The organism is Luteimonas kalidii, assembly GCF_029887935.1.
Lineage (GTDB): Bacteria > Pseudomonadota > Gammaproteobacteria > Xanthomonadales > Xanthomonadaceae > Luteimonas > Luteimonas kalidii.
The window spans coordinates 96031-97717 of sequence record NZ_JARXRO010000007.1 but is presented as its reverse complement, the minus strand read 5'-3'; the positions used below and the strand labels follow the sequence as shown (position 1 = coordinate 97717).

At 74.1% G+C, this 1687-nt stretch carries 1 protein-coding gene and 2 pseudogenes; all 3 read left to right on the top strand.

Annotation, left to right across the window (positions count from 1 at the left end; translation table 11 throughout):
- Window positions 1–452, top strand: a pseudogene (locus tag QFW81_RS01245) (hypothetical protein); the annotation flags it as partial.
- 36 nt (window positions 453–488) lie between these two features.
- Window positions 489–839, top strand: coding sequence for a GFA family protein (locus QFW81_RS01240; protein ID WP_280576742.1), 351 nt, complete (start codon window positions 489–491; stop codon window positions 837–839).
- Window positions 817–1687 (top strand): annotated as a pseudogene (locus tag QFW81_RS17690) (DUF4349 domain-containing protein); the annotation flags it as partial. The gene QFW81_RS01240 and the pseudogene QFW81_RS17690, both read left to right, overlap by 23 nt.

The following is a 1687-nucleotide window of genomic DNA, read 5'->3' as shown; positions in this document are numbered from 1 at the left end:
TCGCGTCCGGCGCCCGGACGGGGCAGCGACTGGTCATCTGCGGCTGGCCGGACGGCGCGGAGATCGCGTCGCCGGACGGATCCCGCGTGCGTCCGATCGTCGATCCGGCCACCGGCGCGCGTCGCTGCGCCGGCGTCTGGCCGCGCGTGCCCGGCTGGCACCGGCTGCAGCATGGCGACGCGACCCACGCCTTCCATGTGGCCGAGGGGCACGCCGATCCCGCGCTGCGACGCGCGGAGCTGCGTGAGGCGACCCTGCAGCTGGCCGCGGCGCCTGCCTCCGCATCCGGCGCGCAGGCGGCGTCCGAGGCGCGCGCGACCGTGCCGGGGCCGGCCTGGCCCTGGTTCCTCGCCTGGCTGCTGCTGGCGGGCGTGGCCTGGTGGTTCGAGCGCTCGCGCCTGGGCCTGGCCGCTGCGGTGCCGCAGCGGGACCCGACGTCGGGTCCGGGCTAGACTCGCCCCCGTCTTCAACTGCGCGGAGCCGGGCCGATGACGATCCACCAGGGCAGCTGTCATTGCGGTCGCATCGCCTTCGAACTCGAAGGCGAGGTCGGCGACGTGTTCGACTGCAACTGCTCGATGTGCCGGCGCCGGGGCGGTCTGCTGGCCGCGTTCCCGCGTGCGGCCCTGCGCCTGACCACGCCCGGGGCCGACCTGTCGACCTACCGCTTCAACCGCGAGGCCATCGACCACCACTTCTGCGACCGCTGCGGGATCGCGCCCTTCAGCGAGGGCAAGAGCAAGGACGGCGCGGCGGTGGCCATGGTCAATGTGCGTTGCCTGCCCGATGTCGACCTGGCCGCGCTGAACGTCGTGCATGTCGACGGCGCGAGCTTCTGAGCGCATGGATCCGCGACCCAAGCGTATGAGTCCGGCCTCCTGGCATCCGGGCACCTGGCCGCGGGTCTGGTCCGCGCTCATGCTCGCGCTGCTGGTCGCGGCCTGCAGCCGCCCCGCGTCGCAGGAGGCGGTGGCCTATGGCGCTGCGGCGCCGCCGCCCTCGCCGGATACGGGCGCCGTGGTCGCGGGCCAGGGCGACGCCTCGTTCCTCGCCTACGAGCATGACGCGACCGTGACCTTGCCCGCCGACCGCATCCAGCCGCGGCTGCGCGAGGCGCAGCAGGCCTGCACCCGCGGCACCTTCGGCGACTGCGAGGTACTGACCGTGCGCCAGCAGGGCGGCGACTGGCCGTCGGCCACGCTCGGCGTGCGCATCGTTCCCGCGGGCGTGGAGCCGATGATCGCGCTGGCCAGCGAATCGGCCGAGCTCGGCAGCCGGGGCACCCGCGCGGAAGATCTCGCGGTCGTGGTCCGGGACACGGCCCTGGCGCAGCAGCGGCTGCGCAAGGAGCGCGAGCGCCTGCTGGAGTTCCAGTCGCGCCGCGACCTCACCGTCGCCGACATGATCGCGCTGTCCAGGCAGCTGGCCGAGACCGAAGCCGCGCTGGAAGCGACCGAGCAGGCGGCTGCAGGGCATCGCCGCCGCATCGACACCCAGCTGTTGACGCTGGAGTTCCGGCCGACCGACTCGCAGGCGAGCCGCAACGAGATCCTGATCGCACTGCGCGACTCGGGCGAAACCCTGTCGCAGGGCGTGGCCTGGACCATCCGCGCGCTCGCGTTCCTGCTGCCTGTACTGGCGCTGGTGGCGATCGTGGTCGTGGTCCTGCGGCGCCGGCGCCGGCGCC